Origin of the sequence: Pedobacter changchengzhani (assembly GCF_004354365.1) — a bacterium.
Taxonomy (GTDB): Bacteria; Bacteroidota; Bacteroidia; order Sphingobacteriales; family Sphingobacteriaceae; genus Pedobacter; species Pedobacter changchengzhani.
Map to the genome: position 1 here is coordinate 46,346 of NZ_SJCY01000013.1, position 23,801 is coordinate 70,146.

Below are 23,801 nucleotides of genomic sequence, written 5' to 3' on the forward strand. Positions count from 1 at the left end.
GCTTTCTGCCTTCCGCTTTCCGCTTTCTGCTTTAGTCTTTCTGCTTTGGTCTTTATTCTTTCCGCTCTAGAACTAAGTTAATATTTTTAAGGATAATCTCACAGGCTTCTTTAATTTCTGCTTCTGTAATAATTAATGGTGGCGCAATGCGCATGGAATTACTGCAATGTAAAAACCAATCTGATAAAACGCCATCCAAAATACAGGCATCAATAATTTTCTTGTTGGTTTCGAAATCTTCAAACTCAACAGCAAGCATTAACCCTTTACCTCTTATTTCTTTTATGGCCGGATGTTTTAATAATTTTTTAAAAAGTTGTCCTTTTTGTTCTACTTCTGCAACGATGTTATCATCTACCAAGGTTTTTAAAGTTGCTAAACCTGCGGCACAGCATACCGGGTGACCGCCAAAGGTTGTCATGTGGCCCAAAATTGGCGTGTGGGATAAAACCTGCATAATCTCAAACGAGCTAATAAATGCACCAATTGGCATACCACCACCAATACCTTTTGCTAAAAGTAATACATCAGGTATTACATTATAATGTTCAAAAGCGAACATTTTGCCACTTCTACCAAAGCCAGATTGTATTTCATCGAATATAAGTAGAACACCATTTTCTGCGCATTTTGCTTTTAATGCCTGCATGTAAATCAAATCTCCTACTCTAATTCCAGCTTCACCTTGTATTGGTTCTATAAAAACGGCTGCTGTTTCGGTTGTAATTTGATCTAAATCTGCTAAATTATTATGGTTAATAAAACTTACATTAGGTAAAAAAGGACCGTAACCCGAAGAATAAAAATCGCTTTCCATTAAACTCTCTGCACCATGTGTACTACCGTGATATGCATTTTTGCATGCAATAAATCCTTTTCTACCCGTATAGCGTTTGGCCAGTTTCATTGCACCTTCTACGGCTTCGGTACCCGAATTTAAAAAATAAGTGCAACTTAAACTTTTAGGCAAAATATCGGCTAATGCTTTAGCAAAGTTAACTTGCGGACTTTGAACATACTCACCATAAACCATTAAATGCATATAGGTTTCTGCTTGGTGTTGTATAGCTTTTACCACTGCGGGATGACAATGGCCAACATTACTTACGCCAATGCCGGCAATTAAATCTAAATGTTTTTTGCCTTCGGCATCGTAAATATAAACACCTTTTGCCCGTACAAATTCGAGCATTAATGGTTCTGGAGAGGTTTGCGCATTGTGTTGTAAAAACAACTGACGTTGAGTAAGCATAATACAAAAATAAGCAATTAAACGGTTGTGTAATTGCGCTTTTAAATTTTATGATAAAACTCTGAAAGGTTAACGTGTAAGAAAGTGTAATTAGAAATTAATTCGGAGATAATGAAAATTGTTTATCACTTACTTCTCGCGCCTTTATATCGATTAAGCAATTCCTTTTTAAACGCTTCTTGTGCACGGTAATATTTACCTACAATTTTAATCGGCAAATCTGCTTTAAGCTTGTTGTAATATTTTTTTTCTAAATTTAAGTTGCGTTGTTTAAAATCAAGCTCGCTTAAAATTAAACTTTGCACTTGCGCATCTGTTAAATTATCAATTTCATCTACTTTTCTAAACGAAATCATTTTTTGCATTCGCTCCTTGCGCAATGCAAGTTCATCTGCTTGCATCTCATTATAAATTGGCCAAAATATTTTAGCCTCATCGGCTGATAAATCTAGCTTCTGTGTAAAAAAGGCGATTTTTAAAGATTCTATCTCACCAGCTTTTGGTCTTTGCGCCCATAATGCTGTGGGTAAAATAAATAATAATGTGGCAATAAAAAATGGTTTCATAATTATTGTTTTAATTCCTGTACTAATTCAGTAGATGAATAATTGTTAAGGATGTAGTTTTCCATTTCTGTATCTGAGGCAGAAATTATTTTAGGAGATGGGGTAGTAGCTTCTATATTGTCGATAATAACATTTTCATCAATATCATAAAGCATTTGGTCGTTAGAAAAATCGGTGGTTTGTGCTTGTGGAATATAAATATTGGCATTTTGGTAGTAGTAAATGCCCGATGCTGAAAGAATTACAAAGCAAGCAACACTTGCGTAGCGCATGATATTACTTTGCCATAAGCGCAAAATCTTCGTTTTACGTTTTACTTCATTAATACCAATTCGAGCATTTAATTTACTTTCAAACTCTTCAAAATAATTTTGAGGAACCGTAAAGTCTTCTTTTTTTAAGGCTAATAATTTATCCAGAGCAATTTTGGATTCAATTTGCGTTGGTAGGTTTTCAAAATAATTTTGAGGTATGCAAAACCCAGATTTATAATTTTCTTTTAAATTATCTATAAAAATAGCGTTTAAAATATTAGTCTCACTTTCTTCGAAATAACCATCAGGCACATTAAACGGATTTTTATTTCGCAATGCTACAAGTTTAGGTGCATCCTTCATCCAATCGCTATTTTCTAAATTTTTTTCCATCACAAATATATTGATACCATAAATACCAAAAGGTTTAAAAATCTATTTCATCATTTGTTATAATTGCCTCAATTTTTTTTACAGCAATGTGAAAAGATGCTTTTAATGCGCCTACGGAAGTGCCTAATATTTCCGAAATTTCTTCATATTTCAAGTCATCGTAGTACTTCATGTTAAAAATTAGGCGCTGTTTTTCTGGTAAGGTTAAAATTGCTTTTTGCAATTTAATCTCTAATTTATCGCCATTAAAGTATGAGGACGCAACAAGATTATCTGCCAGTTCAGACGATACTTCATCCAAAGGGGTGTTGTTTCGCTTTTTTTGTTTATTTAGAAAAGTGATGGATTCGTTGGTCGCAATGCGATAAATCCAAGTATAAAGCTGAGAATCGCTTCTGAATTTTTCTAGGTTTTTCCAAACTTTTACAAAAACCTCCTGTAAAAGATCGTCGCAATCATCGTGGTTTAAAACCAACCTGCGTATATGCCAATATATTTTTTGTTGATATTTTTTTAAAAGCAAGTTGAAAGCCTCATTTTGCGTTTTTTCAACCGCAAATTTGGCAAGAATTTCAAAGTCTTCAACTTGTTTCATTTTTAATAGATATGAGATATGAGATTATAGATATGAGATTGAAACCTAGGTCTCAAATCTCATATCTCACTACTCAAATCTATTTTTTTCTTCCCATTACTTTTTGCACAGCTTCAATAATATTTGACGGATCTAAACCGTATTTTGTCATCAATTGATCTGGAGTTCCACTTTCGCCAAAAGTATCGTTAGTGGCTACAAATTCTTGTGGCGTTGGCAACTCGGTTGTTAATAAACGAGCAACACTTTCGCCTAAACCACCAAATTTGTTGTGCTCTTCGCAAGTAACAACACAACCAGTTTTTTTAACCGATTTTAAGACAGCTTCCTCATCCAAAGGTTTAATGGTATGGATATTAATAATTTCTGCATCAATACCCATTTCAGCTAATTTCTCGCCAGCTTCTATCGCTCTCCAAACCATGTGGCCAGTTGCAATAATGGTTACATCGGTACCTTCGTTAACCATCCAAGCTTTTCCAATCTCAAATTTTTGGTCAGGATCTGTAAATACAGGTATAACCGGCCGACCGAAACGTAAATAAACCGGGCCTTCATATTCGGCAATGGCAACTGTTGCGGCTTTGGTTTGGTTATAATCGCAAGGATTAATTACCACCATACCCGGTAGCATTTTCATTAAACCTATATCTTCTAAAATTTGGTGTGTTGCACCATCTTCACCTAAAGTTAAACCAGCGTGCGATGCACAAATTTTTACATTTTTGTTTGAGTAGGCTACCGATTGACGGATTTGATCGTAAACTCTTCCGGTAGAAAAGTTGGCAAAAGTACCCGTAAAAGGAATTTTGCCGTTAATAGTCATGCCGGCTGCAATACCAATCATGTTCGCTTCTGCAATACCAACCTGCGTAAAACGATCAGGAAATTCTGCAATAAAAGCATCCATTTTTAACGAGCCAACTAAATCGGCACATAGCGCAACAACATTCTCGTTCTTTTTGCCAGCCTCAAGTAAGCCAGCTCCAAAACCCGAACGTGTATCTTTTTTTTCTGTATATGTATATTTTTTCACGATGTCTTTATTTTTGTTTAACTGCGTTCAAGCTTGCTTGGCAGGTCTTCATTATGTTTTAGATATGAGATATGAGATTACGACCGATCAGTCTCAAATCTCATATCTCAAATCTCAAGTCTGTTTAATAATCCCCTAAAGTTTCTGGCAACTGCGCTAAAGCAACAGCCAATTGCGCATCGCTAGGTGCAGTACCGTGCCATTTGTGCGAGCCCACCATAAAATCTACACCAGCACCCATTTGCGTGCTCATCAAATTCAAAATTGGCTTGCCTTTTCCAGTTAAAGTTTTTGCATAATGCAAACCTTCTACTATAGATTTCATGTCGTTACCATCGGTGTTGATTACATGCCATCCAAAAGCTTCAAACTTTGCTTGTAAGCTATCTAAAGCAAGTACTTTATCAGTCGGTCCATCAATTTGTTGTCCATTATAATCAACCGAAGCAATTAAATGATCTACTTTGTGAAAAGGCGCAAACATTGCAGCTTCCCAGTTTTGGCCTTCTTGCAATTCGCCATCGCCCATTAAAGCGAATACATAAGATTTATCTCCATTTAGTCTTTTTGCTAAAGCTGCACCAATGGCAACCGATAAACCTTGACCTAAAGAGCCAGATGCAATCCGGATACCCGGTAAACCCTCGTGTGTAGTTGGGTGACCTTGCAATCTAGAGTTTAATTTACGAAAAGTAGCCAATTCGCTTTTATCGAAATAGCCTGCGTGTGCCAAAGTGCTGTACCAAACCGGAGAAATGTGTCCGTTTGATAAGAAAAATAAATCTTCGCCAGCACCTGCCATGGTAAAGTCTGTTTTGTGGTTCAAAACTTCAAAATATAGTGCGGTAAAAAAATCTGCACATCCAAGTGAAGCACCTGGGTGGCCCGATTGGCATGCATGAACCATTCTTACAATATCTCTTCTCACTTGAGAAGCAATATCTTCTAGTTCTTTAATTGTATGTTTCATTAAAATAAAAGGTTGTTGTTACAATAGCAAAGTTAATATTTTACCTGCTATATCATAATTAGTTATCAATTAAATCTAATACCTGTTGTGTGGCGTTTTTTGTATCTACTTTTTTTATAATGTGACTAATTTTTCCATCGCCATTAATTATGAAAGTGGTGCGTACTGTACCCATATATTTTTTGCCGTACATGTTTTTTTCGGCCCAAACCCCGTAATCGTTAACAATTTTTTGGTCGCTATCTACCAGTAGTGTAAAAGGTAAATTATGTTTGGTTGCAAATTTCGAGTGCGATTTTTCATCATCTGTACTCACACCCAAAACTACAATCTCTTTTGCTTGTAAGCCTTGGTAATTATCTCTAAAATCGCAAGCTTCTGCAGTGCAACCGGGTGTATCATCTTTAGGGTAAAAATATAAAACAACCGTTTTACCAGCAAAGTCTGTTAAAGCAACTGGCTTGCCGTTTTGGTCTGTTGATGTAATCGCTGGTGCTAAATCACCTTCTTGTAATATGGCCATTGTGAAATAATTTTTATATTAATTGGAAATTTTAAATTGCAATATAAACAGTTTATGCCACTATAAGGTTCTAATCAATTTAAAATATCAATTTTCAGGCTTAGGTAGCTATTTCAAATTTCTTTAATGTTTTGGAAAACGAACGGTAGTGGTCAATGGCTAAACCTGTCCCGTTTTACGCTCATACGCCTGCAGGCCTTACACACAAGGCCGGTATCCGCTCCACCCGGGTTTAAAAACAAAGGCAGTGCAATAGCGACAATTTGAGGTCTTATCTATAAAATGAAATTTCCCATTTTTTTGTATTCTCTTTCAAATCAGCACATCTGGCGCAAGCGTCTCGCTTGTGACCTAAATTAGAAAGTAAACTACTTCGCAAAGCAGATGACTGGGCCAGATCACATCTGGCGCAAGCGTCTCGCTTGTGACCTAAATTAGAAAGTAAACTACTCTGCAAGGCAGATGACTGGACTAGATCTATCTAAAAACTCACATCTGGCGCAAGCGTCTCGCTTGTGACCTAAATTAGAAAGTAATATACTCCGCAAGGCAGATGACTGGGCTAAATCTATCTAAAAACAAAAGTATATCCAATATCGAAATTTTCAAGCCTTACCTAAAAAAAGAAATATTATATTTTTTAATGTTGTCTTTCATATCAGCAACCACCAACTCTAAATCATGTTTTCCAGCTCCAGTGCGTTCATCAAAGCTGTGCCAAAGCGTTGCCGATTTTGCATCAAACTCCATTAAAACCCACTTGCCATCAATGTAACCATTAAAGCTTTTTATGCCCGATAGGTTGTCGCTAATTTTAAAAATCATTTTCGAAATTCCTTTCATGCTTTTGCCATCGGCAATGTTTACTGGGGTTATATGCGGCGCAATAGTATCAACAGCAATATAAAAAGCGCCAAAGGTTTTAGGTGTGGCTTTAATAAAACCATTTTCGAAATTTCCACCTTGGCTAACGCCACTCGTACTCACAATTAACGCCTTACTTTTTAAATATTCTGGAATTTGGTCTGCTTTGATGTACAGTTCGAATCCGGTGTGAAGCGGTGTAAAGCGGTTGTGAATTTGATGAATAGCAGAATAAGCATTGCCTATCGGTTTAGGCAATTTTTTATAAACGAAATTCAAATTATCATATAAAGTACCTTGAAGAAAAATCGCTTTTATATCTTCGGTGTCAAACTCATTTGTTTTGTTGTAAGGGTAAAAAATCCCCGTTGGTGGAGCAGATTGGGCAATAGGTGCTGACCCCGAATTTACTGTAAAATTTAAGGTAGAAGAATTTCCTGTTGCATCTTTAATAATGTATTTCATTTCATGATTTTTACCATCATTGAAATTAATTTTGCCATTATTTACCAAACTGCTATAAATTTTTAAAGGGTTGCCTGGTGCTACAAAACTTTTTTGTATGCTTCGCTTTGTAGTTAAAAACGTAGGGTAATCGATGTGAGAATTAATGGCCTTGCTATTTTCAAAAGCAAACCTTTCTAAAGCAGAAGTAAATACCACTTTGCCGTCATATTCCAATTGGATGGAATAAACACCATTTGTTCCCGAAAGTCCGTTATGTTTATCAGTTGTAACTATACCAAAGCCAACTTCGCCTGATAGAGAAATTGGAGCAACAGCTTTATAACTTCCGTTAGCGCCAGTAATTGCGATAGCTTGTTTCGGTGTATTTTCAGTAAATACGTTTCCATTTAAACGGTAAACGTATAAATTATGAATGACTGGCGGAATATTATCAGGTATATTAATGCCGAAAAATTGCGGGTTGATCGTCTCTTCGGTTTTGGTGTCTCTAATTTCGAAATGTAAATGCGGTCCGCCAGAACTTCCTCTGTTGCCACTCCAAGCAATAATTTCTCCTTTTCTAACCGGTATTAAAGTTGCATCGGGATACTCATCAATTTCAAATGATTTCTTTTCGTATTCTAAATTCTTCACGACAGTTGCAATTTTTGGCGAAAAACGTTGCAGGTGGCCATAAACGGTGGTAAAACCATTGGGGTGATTAATATAAAGTGCCTGTCCGAAACCACTATTTTGAACCCTTAACCTCGAAATGTACCCATCAGCAACTGCGTAAACAGGATAACCTTCTCTTTGATTGGTTCTAAAATCTATTCCCGAATGAAAATGGTTACTCCGAATTTCGCCAAAAGAGCCTGCAAGAGCAGGTGGCGTAATATCTAAAGGTTGGCGGAAATCGGTTAAAGGATACTTATTTTTACTAAATATTTGTTGTGCCCGGGTAAGCTGAAAAGTGAATAAAAAAGTAAATAATAATACTATGGAAACTATTTTAGGCATGGAATTTTTAATCATTACTTACTTTACATCAAAATTTAAAAGTTGCTTGCCTGCTAACCAAGCTTCTAATTTATCGCCTTTATTGGTTTTGCCTACACCTTCCGGTGTGCCAGTAAAAATTAAATCTCCTTTTTTTAAGGTAATGTATTGCGAAACGAAACTTATTATTTTTTCGAACGAGAACAACAGGTTTTTAGTATGGCCTTTTTGTCTGCTTTCGCCATTTACTTTTAGCTCGAAGTTTAAATCGTATAAATCTTCAAAATCGGTTTTTGGCAAAAAGATACTTATCGGTGCAGAATTATCAAATGCTTTTGCAAGTTCCCAAGGCAAGCCTTTTTCTTTGTGTTTACTTTGAATATCGCGAGCGGTAAAATCAATACCCAAGCCAATCTCGTCATAATAATTCGAAGCAAATTTCTCTGCAATGTGTTTGCCTTCTTTACAAATCTTTAGTACAACTTCCAATTCAAAGTGTACATCATCAGAAAAATCTGGAAGATAGAAAGGCTTATTGTCCTTTAAAACGGCGGTATCTGGTTTTAAAAATATAACTGGAGTTGTAGGAATCGGATTATTTAATTCTTTGGCGTGTTCGGCGTAATTACGGCCTATTGCGATGATTTTCATTTATTTAACGATGAGATGTAAGTAATTGATGTAGCATAGATCCACATCTTTTCAAAAATAAGAAAGAAAAAGATTTTATAAAACAGATATTCGTTTTACTTGACTTTCGGAACCTGCTATTACTCTTAAAAAGTAAATACCTGCAGTTAAACGGCTCGGAATGGTAAAGGTTTTAGTCTGTTCACCAGCATTTAAACGCTCGTTTGATAGCGTAACCACTTCATTGCCCAATAAATCGATGATTTTAATCGCTACCGGTGTATCTCTGCTCAGCGACAGAATTATATTTAATTGATCATCAACTGGATTTGGATATATTTTAACAATCGTTAAAAGTTTATCTTTTGGAGTGTTCGTATTTGCGTTCGAGGTTTTAGTACCAGGGAAAACGCCAAAAATATTCGATCCACCAAGGGTAGAAAACAGTGGCTTGTAAGGTTGAATGTTCGCTTTTATTTCTGGTAAATGATTGCTTGCTTTGGATGGTCTTGATCTTAAACTAATTTTAACACTGTCACTCTGCTGACTCATAACATTCATGGCGCACAACATTGCAATGCACAAAGTGCAGGCAATTTTTTGTAGTAGCGTTATGTTTAGGTAGAGTTTCATCAAATAGATTGAACCAAATATATCAATAATAACAAAGAAATTAAAGATTTTGTTTAAAAACCATTTTTTAACACTATTTAACATTGCAAATTGTTAATAGTTGTGTTAAAAATACACAATAAATTGGTTGTTAATTTGTTATAGTTAGTTTACTTTTGCCACACAAAAAAGAAAGATAAAGGTGTCAAATCATAAAAATGTAAACGCGCTCACTGCTGGTGGCGTTCTTGTAAGTTTAGGAATTGTTTTCGGCGATATCGGTACTTCGCCGTTGTACACATTGAATGCAATTTTTACCAGTATTTTAGGACTGAAAGATGGCTTTGTGTCAGATCCTGGCTCAATAAATACGGTAATTGTTTTAGGCGTGCTCTCTTGTATTATTTGGACACTTACCCTACAAACGACAATTAAATACGTAATTATAACCTTAAGGGCAGATAATAAAGGTGAAGGCGGTATATTTTCTTTATTCTCTTTGGTAAGAAAAAAGGCCAAATGGCTTGTTGTACCCGCCGTAGTTGGTGGTTGTGCGCTTTTAGCCGATGGGGTAATTACGCCAAGTATTACAGTAACATCAGCCATAGAGGGTTTAACCAATAAGTTTGATGTACCAGTTGTACCCGTGGTAATCGCCATTTTAACGGTTCTGTTCATTATTCAGCAGTTTGGAACAAATTTAGTTGGTAAAATGTTTGGGCCGGTAATGTTTATCTGGTTTAGCGTTTTAGGCGTGGCCGGCGTATCATATATCATTAAAGATTATAGCATTTTAAAAGCATTAAACCCATACTATGCCATCCATTTATTAGCCACAAACAGTAAAGCGTTTATTATTTTAGGTGGCGTATTTTTATGTACAACAGGAGCGGAGGCACTTTATTCTGATTTAGGTCACTGTGGTAGAAATAATATTAGAATAAGTTGGATTTTTGTTAAACTTACTTTGATTCTGAATTATTTGGGGCAAGGTGTTTGGATTTTACAACATCAGGCTACCTTCATCCCGAGTTCTAAAATGAATCCTTTTTTCCAAATTGTATCGAGCGATTTTCAAGTTCCGATGGTTATTTTGGCTACTATGGCTGCGGTAATTGCAAGTCAGGCACTTATTAGTGGTTCATTTACTTTAATATCCGAAGCGGTTCGGTTAAACCTTTGGCCGAAAATTAAAATCGTTTATCCATCGGTTACCAAGGGCCAACTTTACGTGCCGTCTATCAATTGGTTATTGTGGTTCGGTTGCTGTAGCATCGTTTTCTTTTGGCGAGAATCATCAAAAATGGATGCTGCTTATGGTTTATCAATCACCATTGCGATGTTAATGACTACTATTTTGGTAAGTGTTTACCTTAAAAGCAGACGTTTTCCAAAGTATTTAATTGCCCTTTTTATAACGGTTTATGTAATAATTGAAGGTACTTTCTTGTTCAGTAATCTTCATAAATTTTTAGATGGCGGTTGGTTAACGGTGTTAATAGGATCGGTGCTTTTTACAGTAATGTGGAGTTGGTTTGTTGCACGGAAAATTAAAAATCGTTTTGTAAAATATGTAGAGATTGATGATTATTACGAAATTTTAACAGAATTAAGTAACGATGAATCGGTACCGAAATATTCATCTCAATTGGTGTACTTAACCAGTGCCAATTTTAAAACAGAAATTGAATCTAAAATTATTTATTCAATTATTCAAAAAGAACCTAAGCGTGCCGATGTTTATTGGTTGGTACACGTAGATGTGATGGATGAGCCCTATACTTTGGATTATAAAGTCGAATTCTTAATCCCAGGAAAACTGATTAGAATTGATTTTAGACTAGGATTTAGAATTGAACAGAGGGTAAACTTGCTGTACCGTAAAGTGGTAGAAGAATTGGTGAAGAACAACGAAATTGATATTACCAGTCAATATACTTCGTTAAACAAACATAAAATCGCCGGCGATTTTAGATTTGTTTTGTTAGAGAAACATCTTTCTAGGTTTACCAAATTGAGTTTATACGAGCGTAGTATAATGGATTATTACTTCATCCTTAAGAAATTAAGTTTATCAGAAGAGCGTGGTTTTGGATTAGACAGCAGCTATGTTGATGTAGAAAAAGTGCCATTAATTTTTGTTTCTCCAGATGATGTTGAACTTCATAGATTGCCAGTTTAAAATATGTTTAGGACAATAATTATTGCGCTGGCCATGGTTTTATTTATTGCTGGGCCAGCTGCTAAAATTTATCATTTACCACACAGTGAATATTACCTAATTCTTTCAGCGATTGGGCTAATTATAATTACGTTTTTCTTTTTTAAGAAAGAAAAGGGGGAGTAAATTGACGCTTGTACTGTTGGTTGGTGTTGGATTTGTTTGTGTGAAAACAGGCGTTTCAATGCCAAAAAAAGCTTAATAAACTAATTTTTTACAAGTGGATTAATATTGTATTCCCATTGATATTGTAACAAGCTTAGCATTAGGTTACCGCCAAATTCATGTGATATAAATCAAAACCAACTGCCCAATAGTCTTTTTTGATTTCTACTAACTCAAAACCATACTTTTGGTAAAATTTATAAGTGATTTGTGTCGTTCTAACCACAATTTTTTCTATCGTGGCGAGTGCACTAAGTTTGTCTATTCTATATTTTAACATTCTTGTGCCCAAGCCTCTGCAATGAAAATTAGGGTGAAATATGTCCCAGCTAATTGTTGCGGTTGTGTTATCATCTGTAAAGTTTATTCCACCGCAACCGACCAATTTTCCTTCAAAAATTAAAACATAATAGAGTTGTCTTTTTTTCTCAAGATATTCGATAAGGTCGGCTTCCTCTTCGAATGCAAAATATTTAGGCGTATTTAATTTAATTAAGTTTATTACCTCGTCTTTGTCAGTTACTTCGTATGGTCTTATCATTATTGAATTTTCAAACTAGCTTTCACATAGCATAACTCACAATTTAATTTATGCAAGTTTTTTTAGCCATACATTTACGGAAAAAGTAATTCTCAAGATGTAAAAGAATACATCGCTGAAAGATAAGAGTTTTTCTACTTTGCAGGTGCTGTTTTACCATTGTGGCAGGTAATACAATTCACAGAATTTACTGATTTACCATCATGCATTTCTTTCGAAAAATACTTTTTGTTTAGTTTTGCGGTCATTCTCATCATATACCTGGCTGTTTCTTTTTCAGGCTTTGCGTCACTTGCAAAATCCAGTTTTTTTGGGTCATCTGCCATTGATGCATGGCAATGATTACATTTAACACCAAGTGCTAATTTAAAATTAACCATAATCGTGTCTAAATCCGCATGACTGATATCTTTCGGTAAAACCTTTAAGTTTTTAGGTTTATGATCGTCGATATTTTTAGGCATAAATGCACTCATTGCAATTACAGTACTTAATAAAAGCGCGATAACTGAAAATTTTCTATATTTCATGTTTGCTAATGTTTAAATAAATATAAAAAAAAAGAAATTAATCACAACGTGATTTTCGTTTAAATATGAAATTTATCTTCATCCCATTTATTAGGATTATTTATGATATAATTGGAAATGTTGATGTACGCGTTTTCATCTCGAATAATGTGCTCATAATAATTGCGTTGCCATAACTTCCCCATTTGTTTGTTTTGTAATTTATATAGCTTTAAACATTCATTTGAAACAATTGATTTGTATGCGCCAACTACATCAGCAATAGTAGTCGGGGCAACCCTTGCGGTTGCCCTATTTGCGCTATTTACTTCGTTTTCATCTTGGGCAACCGCAAGGGTTGCCCCGACGGTTTTGTCAAGATTAATATCTTTTAAAACGATTATACCATGCATATGATTTGGCATAATCTGAAAAACGTCTAGCTCAAAACTCGAAAATCTTTCCATTAGATTTATCCATTCGTTGTAGGCTATAGTTCCCAATTGATTTAAAATCATTTTATGCGCTAAAATTTTTCCAAATCTATGCCGTCTATCTTCGCAACAAATTGTAATGAAGTAAGCACCAGCTTTACTATAATCGTAGCCCTTTAACCTTATTGATTTTCGATGATGAATTAAAGGGTTGTATTTCATTCTTTAGGTCTCCAAATTAGCCAGTTTACTGTGTCTGTATCCATAAGCGAAATAAACTACTAAGCCAATAATCAACCATATCCCGAAGCCGATCCAATTTGAAATACCGAGTTCGCACATCATGTACAAGCAACTCACTAAGCCTAAAACTGGTATTAATGAAAGGTTTTTGGTGTAGCAATAATACGAAATAATTACGCAGATGATTAAAAATATCCACATTGGAATTTTGTGTTGGAACAATCCCCAACCGCTTTCGTATTTTTTCTGTACGCTTACTTTAGAGCCTTCAATAAATTGCTCATATCTTCCTAATGGTAAGCCACTTAAATAAGCTTCTGCATCTAGTTTTTCGGGGATGATAATTTGTGGCGAAGCATGTGTTACAATTTCTCCTTTTACAATTTTTAATTCTTCGCCATTTAACGAAGTTACAAATTTTACAATCTCTACCGTTTTAGGCGTGTTTAAAAAGAATGAAGTTGTTTCCTTTTTAAACTGAGTAAAAGAGAATACTATTGCTAAAATAAAGCCGATTGGCACAATGTATTTACTATTTGCGTAAGGAATTTTAAATTTTCCTCTTTGCACATCGGGGCGATTTTGTAACACTAAAACGCCAGCACACACGAGCACAAAAGCGAATAATGTTCCAATAGAACAAAGATCAGTTACGATGGTTAAATTCATAAAAAGCGATGGTATTGCAACTACAAAACCAACCACAATAGTTGCGAAAGATGGTGTTTTATACTTAGGATGAATTTTAGAGAATGATTTTGGTAACAATCCATCACGGCTCATGCTCATCCATATACGAGGTTGCCCCATTTGGAAAACCAAAAGTACACTCGCCATTGCAAAAACTGCACTTACGGCAATAATACCACTCATTATTTTTAGGTTAACCTCATCAAAAACAAATGCTAATGGATCGCCAACGGCTAATCTATCCGATTTCACCATTCCTGTTAGAACTAAAGAAATAGCCACATACAAAACCGTACAGATGATAATGGCCCACATCATGCCGCGTGGTAAATCTCTCTGTGGATTTTTACATTCTTCGGCCGTGGTAGAAATGGCATCGAACCCGATGTAGGCGAAAAAAACGGCAGATACACCTTTTAAAATGCCAGAAACGCCATTTGGTGCAAATGGATTCCAGTTTTTAGTATCGATATAGAAAACTCCAACGGCTAAAACCAATAAAATTACAGCAAGTTTAACCACCACCATTGCATTACTTGCATTACGGCTTTCTTTCATCCCTCGGTAAATTAACCAAGTAATAAAAATGATAATTCCCAATGCTGGTAAATCTGCCACGATATGGAAACTTCCTATTTTTGGAGCCGTTAGCCAAGCATTGTTTGCCAAAGCAGTTGCGCTATCTAAGCTCGCTAAACCTTTGCCCGCTGCTATTAAGGCTTCCGCATTTTTATGGCCGTTAAAAGCACTTAAATAGTCCATTGTGGCCCAATCTGGAATGTTTATTCCATCAATCCCCAAAAACGGTATTCGAATGGAGGAGAGAAGTCCGGTAAAATAATCAGACCAAGAAATGGCTACGGTAATGTTGCCAATGGAATATTCCATAATGAGCGACCAACCGATAATCCAAGCCACCAATTCGCCAAAAGCAACATAAGAATAGGTGTATGCACTACCCGAAACAGGTACCATTGATGCAAATTCTGCATAAGCAAAGGCTGCAAAACTACAGGCTAGTGCTGTAAATATGAATAAAAATATTACAGCTGGCCCTCCATCTGCACTTGCCTTTCCTATTGTGCTAAAAATACCAGCACCAATAATTGCAGCAATACCAAATGCAGTTAAATCTCTTACTCCGAGCGTTTTGTGAAGTTTGTTTTCATGTTCGCCATATCCATTTTCAGCATCTTTTAATATTTTCGAAATGGATTTTTTTCTGAATAGCTTCTGAAGCATAGTTAATTTGGTTGTTTCCTCAAACTTAAAAAAATATCAGTTAAAAATGTTTAAACAGCGATATAATTTTATTTGTAGCGTTTTTAATACCGATTTATCCTGCTTTTTCAGCTTAAAGTAATTACCTCACCAAAGTAAATAATTATGTAATGATTGTCAAACTCCTATTTCAATGAATTTGCTCTCGCTTAAAACTTTACTTTTGCGGTCTTGAAAAAAATCGAAAAATTAGTATTTGATTTTTATTCCATTTCCTTAAGCACCATGACTGTTCATAAAACTCCATCCATAAAAGAAAAAAATAGAAATTTAGCAACTATTCTTGCTTTTTGCCTAATTCCACTTTCTGGTTTTGCAACTGATATTTACATTCCATCTTTACCAACAATGGCAGGCGAAATGGGCGTTAGTAGTATTCAAGTTCAACTTACTTTAAGCATTTTTTTAATAAGTTATGGTATTTCACAATTGTTTGTGGGAGGCATTTTAGACAGCTTCGGTCGTTATAAAATTGGACTTTATTGCCTTGTTGTGTTCGCAATTGCGAGTTTAGTTATTGCAAATACCCATAATATTTACATCATTTATTTAATGCGGATTATTCATGGGCTATCCGTTGGTGCAATTGTTGTGGCTAAAAGAGCTTACTTTGTCGATTTATTTAGCGGAGAACAGTTAAAGCATTACTTAAGTTTATTCTCTATCATTTGGTCAACCGGGCCAATTGTAGCGCCTTTTATTGGCGGTTATTTACAAAGTGTTTTTGGGTGGGAATCGAACTTCTACTTTCTTGCAGGTTTTGCCTTGGTTTTTGCATTGCTAGAATATTTAATTAGTGGCGAAACTTTAAAACATTTTACAGATTTTAAGTTTAAGAAGATCCTCAATATCTACATCAGCATGATTAAAACAACAAGTTTTACTTTGGGTATTGTGATGTTGGGCTTGGCTTATTGTATGATTATGGTGTATAACATGACTGGCCCGTTTATAATTGAGCATCACTTTCAGCTTTCGCCAATTGTGGCAGGATATAGCTCATTAGTTTTAGGTTTTGCATGGATGGTGGGCGGTTTTATTGGCAAAGCCACGATAAATAGGCCATTTTTTAAGCGATTATTTATCAACTCTATCATTCAGCTTACTTTGGTTATAGTAATGATTATTAGCGTAAACTTCATCTCAAATTTATATTCGCTAATCTTTTTCGCCTTTATTATTCACATTTGTGCCGGTTACACTTTTAATAATTATTTTACCTTTTGCTTAAGTACGTTCCCAAAAAATGCGGGTATTGCAAGTGGCTTAACCGGTGGTTTTACGTATGTTATTGTGTCGTTTTTGAGTTATGGAATTGTAAATATTCTTCCTGCTAAAGATGAGCGAAATTTAAGTTTCAGCTATTTAATTATGATCGTTTTATCGGTAGTAATCATGCTGATTATTCTTCGAATTAGGAGAAAGAATAAGATTTTAGGTTAAAATATTTTTTTCTTGAAAACCAAGGTTCTGTTTTCATCGGTTCCGAAAGTCCCGCTAAACGCTATAGTCCCGAAGAAAAATCTGGAGCTGTCGCTTTTATCGGGTTTAGATTACGCAGGTAAACCTAAAAATTGACGGTACTAAAAGTGCAGAATTAGCCTGGATTGTATATGTAGTTTTAGCAGCTCGGTTAGCCTATTTAAAGATTAGAATATTGCACATTACAAGCAATTTGTTCAAAGATTTCTCGGCTTCGCTCGAAATGACGAAGCACGGGAGCTTACTCAGTGTGGTTATAGAGTTTTATTATGACCATAAAAAAGTGACAATTATCGCTTTACGATTCCCAATCAAGTTGGGAATGACGTGGGGGCTAGCCCGACAATTCGCTCACGATAATGTCGTCAATGCTTTTACTCCTCGTCTTTCCCGCGTAGGCGGGAATCTTAATGCGAAAAAAAGTAAAGAATAATTTTTGCTCCATTGAGTTGCTAAAGTCTTTTGTTAACTAATCTGTTTGTAGCATCTCGCTACGACTACAAAAAAAAGTGCTGTTCCGTGTATTCAGTGTTTCCGTGGCAAAATTTAAATGATAGTTCCCAATCAAATTTTACAACCAAGATTAAGCTTAATAAACAAAAAAAAGTCGTAACGAGAAGCTACGACTAGAATTATTAAAAAAAATCAAATTTTACCCTAATTTTTCTAATTCTTCTTTTACAAAGCTTGCCAACTCTTTTACATAAGCCGCGCTAAAATCGAATTTTATACCTGCAGTTTCGTAAATTTCGTTCATTGGTTTAGTGTAACCTAAAGCAAGCGCAGCAAGATATTGATCTAAAGCTTTTTGAGGGTTTTCTTTATAGTTTTTCCAAACGGCAATGGCGCCGAGTTGCGCAATTGCATACTCAATATAATAAAATGGAACTTCGAATAAATGGAGTTGTTTTTGCCAAACGTTGCCAAATTCTTGTTCTAAACCATCCCAATTTACAAAACCAGCGCCAAAACGGGTATAAATTTGCTTAAAAGCTTCTTCTCTATCCGCTGCATTGTGGTTTGGATTGGTATAAATCCAATGTTGAAATTGATCAATAACGGCAACCCACGGCAAAGTTTTTAAAACATCTGCCAATTGCTCCTTTTTAGCTCTTTTTAGTTCTTCAGGATCTTTAAAATATACATCCCAATTGTCCATAGAAATTAATTCCATGCTCATCGAAGCCAGTTCTGCAACCTCTGATGGGCAATGTTTGAAATCGTTCAATTCTAAATCGGCAGTAAGGAAAGTATGTATGGCATGGCCGCCTTCGTGTACCATTGTGGTTAAATCGCGAAGTGAATTTGCCGAATTCATAAAAATAAACGGTGCGCCAGTTTCTGCTAACGGATAATTGTATCCACCCGGTGCTTTTCCTTTTCTGCTTTCTACATCGAAAAGATTATTGGCTTTCATGGTTGCTAACTTAGCGCCCAATTTTTCATCAATTGCATTAAAACATTCAATGCTTTTATCAATTAATTCTGCTCCATTGTTAAATGGTTTTAGGGCGGGTTTACCACTAATGCTCACTTCAGTATCCCAAGGTTTTAATTCTTCTAAACCTAGTGCGAGTCTGCGTTTTTCGGCTTGTTCTCTTAAAATAGGTACGATTTCTTTTTCAATCGCTTCGGCAAAATCGTAACAATCTTTTGGTGCATAATCAAAACGTCCTAATGCCTGGAACATATAATCGCGATAGTTCTCGAAACCAGCATTTAACGCAACTTTATTTCTAAGTTGAATCAACTCATCAAACAGCATGTTTAAATCATCTTTATCAATTAAACGGCGTTGTTGAATGGTTTTCCAAGCACTTTCTCTAACTTCGCGATTTAAATCTTTAACGAAAATAGAAGCCTGTTCTAAAGTGTATTCTTTACCATTTATTTCTACACTCATTGCGCCAGTTGTAGATTGGTATTTTTGTTGTTTAACCTGCAGTTCAGTAAATAATTCTATGTTTTCATCGCGGTATAATTCAAGCGCTTTTTTAAGCGCTCTGCTGTAAACAAAATATTTTTCTTTATCCAAATCATCAATAAACACGCTTTCTGCAAACTTTTTGTTCAATTCGTTTGATAATGGAGAAATTTTAGGCTCAATGTCTGTCGCGAAAAACTGAAAATCTTTAACTAAATCTTCGTTTGCAGTATCGCAACTCATTTTAATGTACCGCCAAGCAAAATCTTCTTCAAGCGCAGCTTCCAATTCCGAACGATCTTTTAGCCACTGCTCCAGTTCATCAACATTGTTAATTTCTCTATGCAGCAGTTCGGCAAAAAGCGGTGCTAAACTTTCCCAAGTAATGTTTAATTCTTGAGGGATGTATTTTCTAGGTTTTTTGGTTATAATCATGTTTTATAAGGTTGAGATTAAGTTGGAGAACGAGATTTAATCTTTATTTTATTCTCAGATAAACATCTACTAAAAAGCAAATGGCAAATACTACCGATGCCATTCCATTTGTAGTTGCGAAGGCTTTATTTACTTTACTAATGTCGGTTGGTTTAACTAGCAAATGCTGATAAATTAGCGCACAACAGAAAAATACCACACCGATATAATATATCCAACCAAACGTGTTCGGCAATAAGAATATTGGTGCAATAACACAACCAGCTGAAAATATATGCAATAAAACCGACACCTTTAATGCTTTATTAATTCCAAGTGATGATGGGATAGAGTGCAGCTTTTCGTCGCGGTCAAAATCTTCGTCTTGCAGCGCGTAAATAATATCGAAACCGCTAACCCAAAAAAGTACAGCGAAAGAGTATAAGACAGGCACTAACGCAAAATGACCTGTAACGGCAATATACGCGCCAATTGGCGCCAATGATAAACCCAAACCCAATACTAAATGGCATAAAGCGGTAAACCTTTTAGTGTAACTATAAAAAAGTACAACAAAAAGCGCAATTGGCGAAAGGTATAAGCACAAATTGTTAATGAAATACGTACTGGCAACAAATAAAATACAATTGGCAATTACAAATACTAAAGCTTGCGTTGCCGAGATTTTTCCTGCGGGAATGTCTCTCATTTTCGTTCGTGGGTTTTTTGCATCAATTTCTCTATCCAAGTAACGATTAAAAGCCATTGCTGCGTTGCGCGCGAAAACCATGCAAAGCAATACTAAAATTAATTTTTGCCATAAAAAAGGATTTTCAGTTGTGGTTACGCCTAAAAAAAAGCCAATCATAGCAAAAGGCAATGCAAAAATAGAATGTGCAAATAATACGAGTGAAAAATATTTTTTCATTATTTTAATGATTGCTTCATTTCCATTTATTAGAAATAAGCTGTTAGAACTTGGTCAGAATCGGTTTCACAAAATCTAAATTTACTTCGGCTATAAATTTTAAAACCTCATCTTTTCCGTTTCCTTTCTCTGCAGATGTTATAAAAGTTGCAGGAATCTCCTCAAAAAATTCGCTTAGTTTCTTTTTAAAAGCAGCTACATTTTTCTGGGTCGTTGTCATTCCTTGCTTATCGGCTTTAGTAAAAAGCAAAGAAAAAGGAATTTGACGCTCGCCAAGCCAGTAGCAAAACTCAATATCAATTTGTTGTGGCTCTAAACGGCTATCAATCAAAACGAAAACACATTGTAAGCTTTCTCTTTTGGTAATGTAGGCACGGATAAATTTCTCCCACTTCTCTCTGCTTGTTTTAGAAACTTTTGCGTAACCATAACCCGGTAAATCTACAATGTACCAACTATCATTAATTAAAAAATGATTTATTAACTGCGTTTTTCCTGGTCTTTGAGATGTTTTTGCAAGCCCGTGCTGATTAACCAACATATTGATTAAAGAAGATTTACCCACGTTAGAACGACCGATAAATGCATATTCGGGCATTGTTGCTGGTGGCAAAGCCGAAACCTGTGTATTGCTGCAAACAAATGTTGCCGTTTTTATAACCATGGTGCAAAGGTAGTAATTTTGCCATAATGGTTAAGTGTTAGATTTGGCTGAGTGCTTAAGTATTATACAAGTTGACAATTAACCGATTAAAACAATTTAAACAATAAAACAATAAACTTATCTTTGCGGTATAATATGAACGAGAATATCACCCCATATCAAGTAGATGATGCAACTAAAAAAGAGCAAGTTGCAACAATGTTTAATAATATTTCGGGCACTTACGATTTTTTAAATCACTTTCTTTCGTTAGGAATTGATGTTTTATGGCGCAAGAAAGCAATTAAGGAATTGGTTTCGATACATCCTCGTATTATGTTGGATGTGGCAACAGGAACTGGCGATTTTGCTTTTGAAGCGATTAAAAAACTTCAACCAGAAAAAATAATAGGCGTAGATATTTCGAGTGGAATGCTCGAGGTTGCCAAAAAGAAAATTAATCAGCGTAGTTTAAACGAAGTTTTTTCAGTGCAACTTGGCGATTCGGAAGGCTTGCATTTTGAAGATAATACATTTGATGCCATTACTGTGGCTTATGGCGTTAGAAACTTCGAAAACTTAGAAAAGGGTTTGAGCGATATGTTCCGCGTGTTAAAACCCAATGGAAAAATTGTAGTATTAGAGTTTTCTAAACCCAAAGCTTTTCCTGTTAAACAGTTATATAGTTTCTATTTTAAGCAAGTTACGCCTTTCTTTGGCAAACTTTTTTCTAAAGATCATCGTGCATACACGTATTTGCCAGAGTCGGTAGCAGCTTTTCCTGATGGGAATGAATTTACTTCATTGATGGAAAAAGTAGGGTTTAAAGGTAACAAACAGAAAATTTTAACGTTTGGTATAAGTTCTATATATATCGGCACCAAATGATCAAGAAATTAAGCCTCATCATCGTATTGTTTTTATTTGCGGTACAACTTCACGCCCAAAATTGGGGTGGTGGGGTAGATGATGAGGATGTGCATTTTGGTTTCAGCTTTCAATATATTTCTGCAGAATATAAAATTATAAAAACCCCCAATTGGCGCGATATATTTTACGACCCAATTGATGGAGAACAGATTACCAGTAAGCTTAATTCAATTTCGAGTCCGCCTACTCCGGGGTTTGGGATAGGTTTTGTAGTAAACAAACGCATATCGAAAAATTTAGATTTCCGTGTAACGCCGTCGATAGTTTTTAGCGATAGGGTTATTAGATATGAATACGAACCGTTAGAACCTACCACCACAAATGGCGTTACGAAAACTTACCTGTCTAGCATAGATAAAAAGGTACAAGCCACATTATTCGATTTTCCGTTAACCTTAAAAATAAAATCTAACCGCATAGATAATTTTAGGGCATATTGGATTGGAGGTGCAAAATTTTCGCTTGATATTGGTTCTAAAAAGAAAACTTTTGATGATGGCGAAGCTGCTATTGACAAATTTTTGAAGAATAAAAAGAATTTTATTTCCTACGAAAGTGGCATTGGCTTCGATCTGTATTTTGAGTATTTTAAAATGTCGCCAGAATTTAAATACTCTTATTCTACCAGCGATATTTTAAAGCATGACAATACCGCTTTTGCAACGCCTATCGATAAAACCATGTTGCGTCATTTTACATTCAGTTTGTTTTTTGAGTAAATTTTAAAAGGCAAAAAACTTACCTTTGTGCACAGGGATAAAAGAATAATCTTTTTACCTAAGCTTAAAATGCATAAAAAATGTCTAAAATAGCTTTAATTACGGGTGCAACTTCTGGTATTGGCGAAGCTTGTGCCCATGTTTTTGCGCAACAGGGTTACGATTTAATTTTGCTTGCCCGCCGCGAAGATAGATTGGCAAAAATTGCCCATCATTTTGACGCTAAATATGCCATTAAAATAAGATCTGTGGTAGCCGATGTACGCGATAAAATTAATTTATCAGCTGTGCTGGAAGATTTACAAACTGAATGGAAAAATGTTGATGTTTTGATTAACAATGCAGGTTTAAGCAGAGGTTTAGAGCCAATTAACGAAGGTAATACCGATAATTGGGATGCTATGATTGATACCAATGTTAAAGGTTTGCTGTACACAACAAAAATTGTTTCCAATTGGATGGTAAAAAATAAGAATGGCCATATTGTTAACATTGGATCTATTGCGGGCAAAGAAGTATATCCAAATGGAAATGTATATTGTGCAAGCAAGCATGCCGTTGATGCATTGAATAAAGCAATGAGGATTGATCTTTTACCACACGGAATTAAGGTAACGGGGATTCATCCAGGTGCTGTAGAAACAGAATTTTCTATCGTTCGCTTTGATGGAGATGAAGAGAAGGCGAAGAAAGTTTATGATGGTTTTGAACCCCTAATTGCCGATGATATTGCCGATGCGATTTGGTATGCAGTAAGCCGACCAAAACATGTAAATATCAACGATATGGTTATTATGCCAACAGCACAAGCAAGCGGAACGATGATTAAGCGAAATTAAATATATGTTGTGGGTTACGAGTTACCAGTTGTTGGGTGGGGTGCAAAAAAATTAAATAAAATTTTCTGTAGATTAAACCTTTATTCAACACACATTCTAAGCCCATAGCCCATAACCTATAACCCATAACTCAAAAAAATGATATCAACTACAATAGATCAAGAAATTAAAAAGGCCATGTTGGCTAAAAATAATGCTCAATTACGTGGATTAAGGGCGATAAAAGCAGCAATTTTAGTTGCTAAAACGGAAAAAGGTGCATCAGAAGAAATTACTGAAGAAGTAGAGACAAAAATTCTGCAGCGGTTGATTAAGCAAAGGAAAGAATCGGCAGATATTTACAGACAACAAAACCGTGAAGATTTATATACGGTTGAAGAAGAAGAAATTGAGGTAATTAATCAATTTTTGCCAAAACAATTAGATCCTGAAGCGGTTGAAGCTATAATTGTGCAGGTAATTAACGAAACTGGTGCTACATCTGTTAAAGATATGGGCAAAGTAATGGGTATGGCGAATGCAAAATTGGCTGGCAAGGCAGATGGAAAACTAATTGCCGAAATTGTTAAAAGAAAATTGGCGTAGAAGTAATTTGAAGTGAAAATTTTACAGTGAAAAGGACAGCCCCGAAAGGTTAGTGTTTTTCTTGACACTTTATACTCAAAACTTGATGCTTTGAACCATTCTATATACCTCC

At 35.4% G+C, this 23,801-nt stretch carries 23 protein-coding genes; 6 read left to right on the forward strand and 17 right to left on the reverse strand.

Features of this window, described 5'->3' with window-relative positions; genetic code table 11:
* Positions 1-52: 52 nt before the first annotated feature.
* The 10 genes from EZJ43_RS15285 to EZJ43_RS15330 all read right to left on the reverse strand — a co-directional run bounded on the left by EZJ43_RS15285 (position 53) and on the right by EZJ43_RS15330 (position 9,162).
* The gene (locus EZJ43_RS15285; protein WP_165953188.1) at positions 53-1,252 is read right to left on the reverse strand and encodes an aspartate aminotransferase family protein; all 1,200 of its coding nucleotides are present in this window, start codon (positions 1,250-1,252) and stop codon (positions 53-55) included.
* Positions 1,253-1,377: 125 nt separating this feature from the next.
* A complete protein-coding gene (locus EZJ43_RS15290) occupies positions 1,378-1,818 on the reverse strand; it encodes a hypothetical protein (RefSeq protein ID WP_133263587.1) in 441 nt (146 codons plus the stop codon).
* Between the two features lie 2 nt (positions 1,819-1,820).
* On the reverse strand, positions 1,821-2,465 hold the full coding sequence (locus tag EZJ43_RS15295) for a hypothetical protein (protein WP_133263588.1): 645 nt from the start codon (positions 2,463-2,465) through the stop codon (positions 1,821-1,823).
* A 34-nt stretch (positions 2,466-2,499) separates the two neighbouring features.
* Positions 2,500-3,060: an RNA polymerase sigma factor gene (locus tag EZJ43_RS15300; protein ID WP_133263589.1), complete on the reverse strand. Its 561-nt coding sequence runs from the start codon at positions 3,058-3,060 to the stop codon at positions 2,500-2,502.
* A gap of 79 nt (positions 3,061-3,139) precedes the next feature.
* Positions 3,140-4,096, reverse strand: a complete 957-nt coding sequence (locus tag EZJ43_RS15305; protein WP_133263590.1) for a transketolase family protein — start codon at positions 4,094-4,096, stop codon at positions 3,140-3,142.
* Between the two features lie 124 nt (positions 4,097-4,220).
* Complete coding sequence (locus EZJ43_RS15310; protein WP_133263591.1) at positions 4,221-5,066, reverse strand: transketolase; 846 nt, start codon at positions 5,064-5,066, stop codon at positions 4,221-4,223.
* A gap of 58 nt (positions 5,067-5,124) precedes the next feature.
* Positions 5,125-5,589: a thioredoxin-dependent thiol peroxidase gene (gene bcp, locus EZJ43_RS15315; RefSeq protein WP_133263592.1), complete on the reverse strand. Its 465-nt coding sequence runs from the start codon at positions 5,587-5,589 to the stop codon at positions 5,125-5,127.
* A 612-nt stretch (positions 5,590-6,201) separates the two neighbouring features.
* A complete protein-coding gene (locus EZJ43_RS15320) occupies positions 6,202-7,935 on the reverse strand; it encodes a M23 family metallopeptidase (protein ID WP_133263593.1) in 1,734 nt (577 codons plus the stop codon).
* Between the two features lie 3 nt (positions 7,936-7,938).
* Positions 7,939-8,550, reverse strand: coding sequence for a fumarylacetoacetate hydrolase family protein (locus tag EZJ43_RS15325; protein ID WP_133263594.1), 612 nt, complete (start codon positions 8,548-8,550; stop codon positions 7,939-7,941).
* Between the two features lie 75 nt (positions 8,551-8,625).
* Positions 8,626-9,162 carry a T9SS type A sorting domain-containing protein gene (locus EZJ43_RS15330; protein WP_243718115.1) on the reverse strand — a complete coding sequence of 179 codons (537 nt, stop codon included), beginning with the start codon at positions 9,160-9,162 and terminating at the stop codon, positions 8,626-8,628.
* Between the two features lie 181 nt (positions 9,163-9,343).
* Between EZJ43_RS15330 and EZJ43_RS15335 the strand changes: the two genes are divergently transcribed.
* Positions 9,344-11,323, forward strand: coding sequence for a KUP/HAK/KT family potassium transporter (locus EZJ43_RS15335; protein ID WP_133263596.1), 1,980 nt, complete (start codon positions 9,344-9,346; stop codon positions 11,321-11,323).
* Positions 11,324-11,627: 304 nt separating this feature from the next.
* Here the strand turns inward: EZJ43_RS15335 and EZJ43_RS15340 are convergent, their stop codons facing one another.
* The 4 genes from EZJ43_RS15340 to EZJ43_RS15355 form a co-directional block, all read right to left on the reverse strand.
* Positions 11,628-12,068 (reverse strand): GNAT family N-acetyltransferase, encoded by a 441-nt coding sequence (locus EZJ43_RS15340; RefSeq protein WP_133263597.1) that lies wholly within the window; start codon positions 12,066-12,068, stop codon positions 11,628-11,630.
* A gap of 134 nt (positions 12,069-12,202) precedes the next feature.
* The gene (locus EZJ43_RS15345) at positions 12,203-12,598 is read right to left on the reverse strand and encodes a c-type cytochrome (RefSeq protein WP_133263598.1); all 396 of its coding nucleotides are present in this window, start codon (positions 12,596-12,598) and stop codon (positions 12,203-12,205) included.
* A gap of 59 nt (positions 12,599-12,657) precedes the next feature.
* Entirely contained in the window at positions 12,658-13,233 is a 576-nt protein-coding gene (locus tag EZJ43_RS15350; RefSeq protein WP_133263599.1) for a transposase, read from the reverse strand.
* A 3-nt stretch (positions 13,234-13,236) separates the two neighbouring features.
* The gene (locus tag EZJ43_RS15355) at positions 13,237-15,186 is read right to left on the reverse strand and encodes an amino acid permease (protein WP_133263600.1); all 1,950 of its coding nucleotides are present in this window, start codon (positions 15,184-15,186) and stop codon (positions 13,237-13,239) included.
* A 264-nt stretch (positions 15,187-15,450) separates the two neighbouring features.
* On the opposite strand from EZJ43_RS15355, the gene EZJ43_RS15360 reads away from it, so the two are divergent.
* A complete protein-coding gene (locus EZJ43_RS15360) occupies positions 15,451-16,668 on the forward strand; it encodes an MFS transporter (protein WP_133263628.1) in 1,218 nt (405 codons plus the stop codon).
* A gap of 691 nt (positions 16,669-17,359) precedes the next feature.
* Here the strand turns inward: EZJ43_RS15360 and EZJ43_RS15365 are convergent.
* Genes EZJ43_RS15365 through yihA form a run of 3 tightly spaced genes read right to left on the reverse strand, consistent with a single transcriptional unit; the run spans position 17,360 to position 20,637 of the window.
* Complete coding sequence (locus tag EZJ43_RS15365) at positions 17,360-19,066, reverse strand: M3 family oligoendopeptidase (protein ID WP_133263601.1); 1,707 nt, start codon at positions 19,064-19,066, stop codon at positions 17,360-17,362.
* A 43-nt stretch (positions 19,067-19,109) separates the two neighbouring features.
* The gene (locus tag EZJ43_RS15370) at positions 19,110-19,973 is read right to left on the reverse strand and encodes a UbiA-like polyprenyltransferase (RefSeq protein ID WP_133263602.1); all 864 of its coding nucleotides are present in this window, start codon (positions 19,971-19,973) and stop codon (positions 19,110-19,112) included.
* Positions 19,974-20,016: 43 nt separating this feature from the next.
* Positions 20,017-20,637: a ribosome biogenesis GTP-binding protein YihA/YsxC gene (yihA, locus tag EZJ43_RS15375; RefSeq protein ID WP_133263603.1), complete on the reverse strand. Its 621-nt coding sequence runs from the start codon at positions 20,635-20,637 to the stop codon at positions 20,017-20,019.
* A 135-nt stretch (positions 20,638-20,772) separates the two neighbouring features.
* On the opposite strand from yihA, the gene ubiE reads away from it, so the two are divergent.
* The 4 genes from ubiE (at position 20,773) to EZJ43_RS15395 (ending at position 23,689) form a co-directional block, all read left to right on the forward strand.
* Complete coding sequence (gene ubiE / locus EZJ43_RS15380) at positions 20,773-21,504, forward strand: bifunctional demethylmenaquinone methyltransferase/2-methoxy-6-polyprenyl-1,4-benzoquinol methylase UbiE (RefSeq protein WP_133263604.1); 732 nt, start codon at positions 20,773-20,775, stop codon at positions 21,502-21,504.
* Positions 21,501-22,265, forward strand: coding sequence for a type IX secretion/gliding motility protein PorT/SprT (porT, locus tag EZJ43_RS15385; RefSeq protein WP_133263605.1), 765 nt, complete (start codon positions 21,501-21,503; stop codon positions 22,263-22,265). Before ubiE ends, porT begins: the two co-directional genes overlap by 4 nt.
* 80 nt (positions 22,266-22,345) lie before the next feature.
* Positions 22,346-23,104, forward strand: a complete 759-nt coding sequence (locus tag EZJ43_RS15390) for an SDR family NAD(P)-dependent oxidoreductase (protein WP_133263606.1) — start codon at positions 22,346-22,348, stop codon at positions 23,102-23,104.
* Positions 23,105-23,242: 138 nt separating this feature from the next.
* On the forward strand, positions 23,243-23,689 hold the full coding sequence (locus EZJ43_RS15395; protein ID WP_133263607.1) for a GatB/YqeY domain-containing protein: 447 nt from the start codon (positions 23,243-23,245) through the stop codon (positions 23,687-23,689).
* Positions 23,690-23,801: the final 112 nt, after the last annotated feature.